General features: G+C 63.6%; 5 protein-coding genes. 1 reads left to right on the top strand and 4 read right to left on the bottom strand.

Features of this window, described 5'->3' with window-relative positions; all coding sequences use genetic code 11:
* From CR162_RS21620 to CR162_RS21605, 4 genes are all read right to left on the bottom strand, one after another.
* A partial coding sequence (locus CR162_RS21620) for a hypothetical protein (RefSeq protein ID WP_456316224.1) occupies window positions 1–515 on the bottom strand: 515 nt, incomplete at its 3' end.
* Between the two features lie 84 nt (window positions 516–599).
* Window positions 600–1919: a DUF4055 domain-containing protein gene (locus CR162_RS21615; protein ID WP_176559986.1), complete on the bottom strand. Its 1320-nt coding sequence runs from the start codon at window positions 1917–1919 to the stop codon at window positions 600–602.
* 110 nt (window positions 1920–2029) lie between these two features.
* Window positions 2030–3154: a terminase gene (locus tag CR162_RS21610; protein ID WP_099097530.1), complete on the bottom strand. Its 1125-nt coding sequence runs from the start codon at window positions 3152–3154 to the stop codon at window positions 2030–2032.
* A gap of 106 nt (window positions 3155–3260) precedes the next feature.
* Window positions 3261–3725, bottom strand: coding sequence for a hypothetical protein (locus CR162_RS21605; RefSeq protein ID WP_141563284.1), 465 nt, complete (start codon window positions 3723–3725; stop codon window positions 3261–3263).
* A gap of 417 nt (window positions 3726–4142) precedes the next feature.
* Here CR162_RS21605 and CR162_RS21600 point away from each other — a divergent pair, with 417 nt between their 5' ends.
* A complete protein-coding gene (locus CR162_RS21600; protein WP_099097528.1) occupies window positions 4143–4409 on the top strand; it encodes a hypothetical protein in 267 nt (88 codons plus the stop codon).
* Window positions 4410–4601: the final 192 nt, after the last annotated feature.

The raw sequence follows: 4601 nt of genomic DNA, 5'->3' as shown, positions 1-4601 counted from the left end.
ACCACGCGGTGGGACACGACCGCATCGACGACCCGGACAGAGAACTGGCCGTCCTCCTCGATGACCTTGACGGCCGATTTCACGTGGGGAAGCAGCAGCTGGGGAACCCCCCTCGCCCCGGCAATCGCGGCCGTCGCCTGGGCATCAACAAGGTGAGTTTCCAAGGCGCTGGTGAGCGAGCCGACCCGGTCTTGATGGGTCTTCAGCTCGGTGGCGTGGCGCTCCAGGAGCTGGCGCTCCAGGGCCTTCCAGTCGCCCTCATCCTTGGCCTTCTTAGTTGCCCGCTCGGCGTCCTCCGCCTTTAGGCGGGCATACTCATCGGCATCGATGCCGGAGAAGCGGCCCTTGAGGTCCCGGACGGCCTTGCGCTCGTTCTCCAGGGCGGTTTTTAGCCCTGTGACATCTTCGACGCCCTCAGCATCCAGACGGTACTTGCCGTCGGCGCCCTGGGTGTAGAGGTCACGGTACTTCTCATCGACCTCGTCCAGCGAGGTGACGATTGCCTTTAGCTTCATGATTGGGTTCCCCCCGTTGCGGCTTCCCATCCCGGGAACAGCCGTCCGACCGCCCAGAGGGAATCCCTCCCCCTGGGGTGCCAGTTATTCTGTGGTGACCACCGGCTTGGTGGTCTGCCTCGGCGGCTCAGCGGCCAGCCGGTCGCCCTCGATGGCCGCGTCGAAGGCCTCGCTGAGGAGGCCCCGGCGCTGCAGCTCGGCGTAGAGCGTCTCCCTGGACAGCTCGCCGGTCGCCCGGAGCTGCAGCAGGGTGGTCAGGTCGGACTGGCTGGTCGGGATGTCCGCGAAGTCGGTGCTGACCGTCCAGGTGCCGCAGTCTCCGAGCCCGGCGAAGTCCGCCATGGCCTGGGCAGCAGCGGTCAGGGACCCGGAGAGGCCATCCACCACCGCAGCCAGCTGACTATCGGATTCTGAGGAGTTCAGGCTCACTTCGGTGGCCGTGCGCTGGCGGGCTTCCTGCCGGACCAGCATCTCGGCGCCCAGGACGGCCATCTCCTCTTTGAGGCTGTCCAGATGCTCCCTCAGGGAGCCTAGGGCGGCGCCGGAGTGCTCGACGTATCCAAGCTTGGCCTGCGGGTCGGCGACGACCAGCATCCGGTTGGGACCGATGTCGAACTGGCCGCCAAGAGAGTCCTTGTCGATGCCGGCACCGAACATGAAGCCGACCGATGCGGTCCTCAGGATGTTCCGGTAATCCGAGTAGGACTGCCAGTGCGCCAGGTTCAGCCAGGCCAGGTCACTGAGAGGCGACCGGCCATCACAGAATCCCGTACGCCTGCCGTAGACCGGGAACAGGGGCACGTAGGGCAGCGATGTGGTGCCCTGCTCGTGGAGGACCCAGTCCTTGCGGCTGGTCTGCCGGTACACAGCCCAGCGCCCCGGCTCGAGGACGCGGACCTGATGGATGACCCCGTCGTCGGACCATGGCGAGCTGAGGTCAGGCACGGTCTCCGCGATGCGGGCTCGGGTGACCATCTCGACCCCGCCGACCCTCGTTGACCGGATGCCCAGGGCATCGACGGCACGGACATGGGTCGCATAGGGGCGGTCACCGCGTTGCCGCTGGTCGGCCAACGTGCTGCCAGGTACCGCCGGCGGGTGGTCCACCAGGATGAAGGAGAGACCGGAGGACAGAGTGTCTTGCAGCAGGGCTCGCCCAAACTCACTGACGTCCCGGCCAGTGAGGTCGAAATTCCAGCTCCAGGTCTCCAGCTCCCTCGGAACGTCCTGCCCCAGGGCAACCGGCTTGCGGAATGCCTTGCCTGCCAGGCTCTCAACCGTGCGGCGGAAGCCATTGAAGAGGTAGGACCTGCTAACCCGCAGCCGGTAAGCCTGGAGGGATTCTTTGGGCTCCCTGGGCAGAAGGTCTTCGCCAGCCTGGCGCATGGCTTCCGTGCCGCCCATGAGGGCATCCGTTAGCCTGCAGTCCGTCCGGAAGGCTCTGGTAGCCGCAGCCGGCGTGGCCACCGTGTCCCTGGAGGAGACGACCATGTGTGTGAGCCTCCCCTTCAGGATTAGAAGACCAGTTCGGTGTTGATGGTGACCTTCTGGTCTGCGTACCGGGTCCACATCATGTAGCCCGTGGCGTCGACCAAGTGGTCGAAGCCACCCTTCTTGTCCGGCTCGTTGGAGCCGGGCTTGTATTCCAGCTGCTCGTAGGAGCCGATGGATGCGGTACAGCGTGCCGACACAAACGCGCGTCGCGTCCCGTCAGCCGTGCAGAACCTCGCGTTGGTCTTGTTGAGCCGGTCACGCACCAGAGGCGGGCTCCTCAGAGCATCCACCCGGAAGCCGGCATCCCTCAGGATGCTGATATCCGTCCTGCCCTGCGCCGATGTCCTGTTCTGGGCGCCCGCTGGGTCAGGGTAGAAGGTGACCATGCTGGGCTCGCCGTAGCGACGCTTGACCTCAGTTACCAGCTCGTCGGTGTTGCTCGACTGGAGCACCAGCTCGTCGACCTGGTAATCAGCGCCATCCCAGGTGACCCAAACCGTCCCCGACATCGGATTGATGTTGAAGTCCTGCCCAATATGGAGCGGCAGCCGCATGGCCTGCCAGTCGACCGGGCATTCCTTGATGTTGTGGTCCCGGTCGAAGGCATGGAGGACCACGCCAGAGAAGCCCTCGAAGGATGCCTCGTACTCCTGCCTGAACATCTTGGGGTCCAGCTCGCGCCGAGCGCCTTCAATCTCCTCAGGAGGCAGGATTTCGGAACTCTTCCAGTGGAAGGCTCCCCACTCAGACCCAGTACCCAGAAGCTTCATCTGCTCCAGGGCGTACAGGTAGGTCTTGAAGTAGTGGTTCCTTCCCTCTGGCACCCCGATGAGGTCGCACCAGCCACGACGGTCCGCCAGGGCTGGCCTGACGTGTGCCGTCCAGGCCTTCGCCTTCATGTCGGCATACTCGTCGAGGATGCCACCGTCCCAGGGAGAGCCCTCAATGCGCTGGGGCTTGTCCATCCCGATGACGGCCAGCTCCGCGCCGGTTGTCATCCTGATGGTCAGCTGAGTCTCGCTGATGTCCCGAATGAAATCGGGCGGCACCAGGGACTTCAGGTCATCCCAGTAGATGCTCTTGGCCTGGTCCCGGGTGGGGGCAGCCGCGAAGAACCGGGGCCTGATGAACGCCGAACCCCTCATGGCCCGGGTGACCAGCTTCCGCTTGGCGCATTCCGTTTTGCCGGAACGCCTTCCGCAAGGAAGGACATTGAACCGGTGCGGCGACCGGAAATACAGGCCTTGCTGGCTATGCGGACGAAGGGGGTACCAGCGTGTGGTCAGGAGTTCCGACAACGGTGGCCTCCATCGCCCTCAGGCGCTCCAGCATCCGGCGCGCCTTCTCTTCCTCGGACTCCTGGGGCCCCTCAGGTTCCGCCGGCTTCTCAGAGAACATCCCTTTGCCCCGGGTCTTCATCAGGAAGATTCCGTATGCGGTGTTGCCCGCCATCGCCTGGGTGAAGGCATTCTCGGCGAGGTCGGCCATCATCATCACCCAGCCATGCTCCAAGGCAGCCTGGTAGTGCCTGGCCAGCGTCTTCACGCTGAGGCCGTGCCGGAGGGCTATCTGCTCCTGGCTGAACCCCATGCCAGACAAGCGCGCGATGGCCTGCGCGGTCTCTTCGTCAGGCTCATAGGCTGGCCTTCCACGCCCCCGCTTGGGTGCCTCATCCTCTACCTGGACGGCTGCTTTCTTCTTGGTGGGCCGAGGCATCCAGCCCTCCCTTTTTATAGCCGGCAGATAATGCTCAGGCGGCCACTTACGCCTCGTGGGCCGTCCTGGTGGCCCATGGTCGGCCGGACGGGGCTCTTGGCTATCCCCCTGCCCGGGGACCTGATTTGTGAATTGGTTCCTGAAGGACAAACCCCCGGAACCTTTCGGAACCGGGGGCCAAACAACTCTCAGGAGGATTCACCCTCGTGGCTGGCGCTGCCGGTGGTCGGCTGGACGCAGAACTCCGAAGGTACTTATGTGATACCCTCTATTGAACAATGCGTCAATACCTAAATTGAAGTTTCCTGCATTCCGACCACGGCCCGCCTTTATCAACTCAGAGTTCAAGAAAAAGATTGACTTCCAGATTCAGATGTGGGCCATATCATGAGGTATTCCAGACGACGGAGGCTCCAGATGCGCGGTGAAGGGATTGCTGTCGGTGTTGGCCTGGCCACCTACGCTGTGGCTGATGCGTTCCGCCAGGGGCTGGAAGAGCATGCCGTGCAGAAGACGGCCCGGTCCTGGGGTCAGTATGCTGGTGGCCTCCATGCCGACCTTGAGGAACTCCGGGCTGAGCGCACTCTTCTCATTGGCCGGCTGGATGACGCCATCAGCGAGATTGAGCTGAAGGACCAGGTTATCGAGATGCTGACCCGCCGCCTGAACGAACTGGCCAACTAATAAGCCACCTCCTTCCACCCGTCGGACGTAAGAAGGGCCCCTCTCGGGGCCCTTTCCTATTGGTGGTGGGATTGGACTCAGTCTTGGTCGGCCGGGGCCAGTCTGCGTCCCTTCACCTTGTTCAGGTGACCATCACCATAGCGCTCGTTCCTGAGCTCCAGGCGCTGCTGGAATGTCATCTTCGACTCATCC

Origin of the sequence: Teichococcus rhizosphaerae, from assembly GCF_002631185.1 — a bacterium.
GTDB lineage: Bacteria > Pseudomonadota > Alphaproteobacteria > Acetobacterales > Acetobacteraceae > Pseudoroseomonas > Pseudoroseomonas rhizosphaerae.
This window is presented reverse-complemented; position numbering and strand designations above follow the sequence as displayed.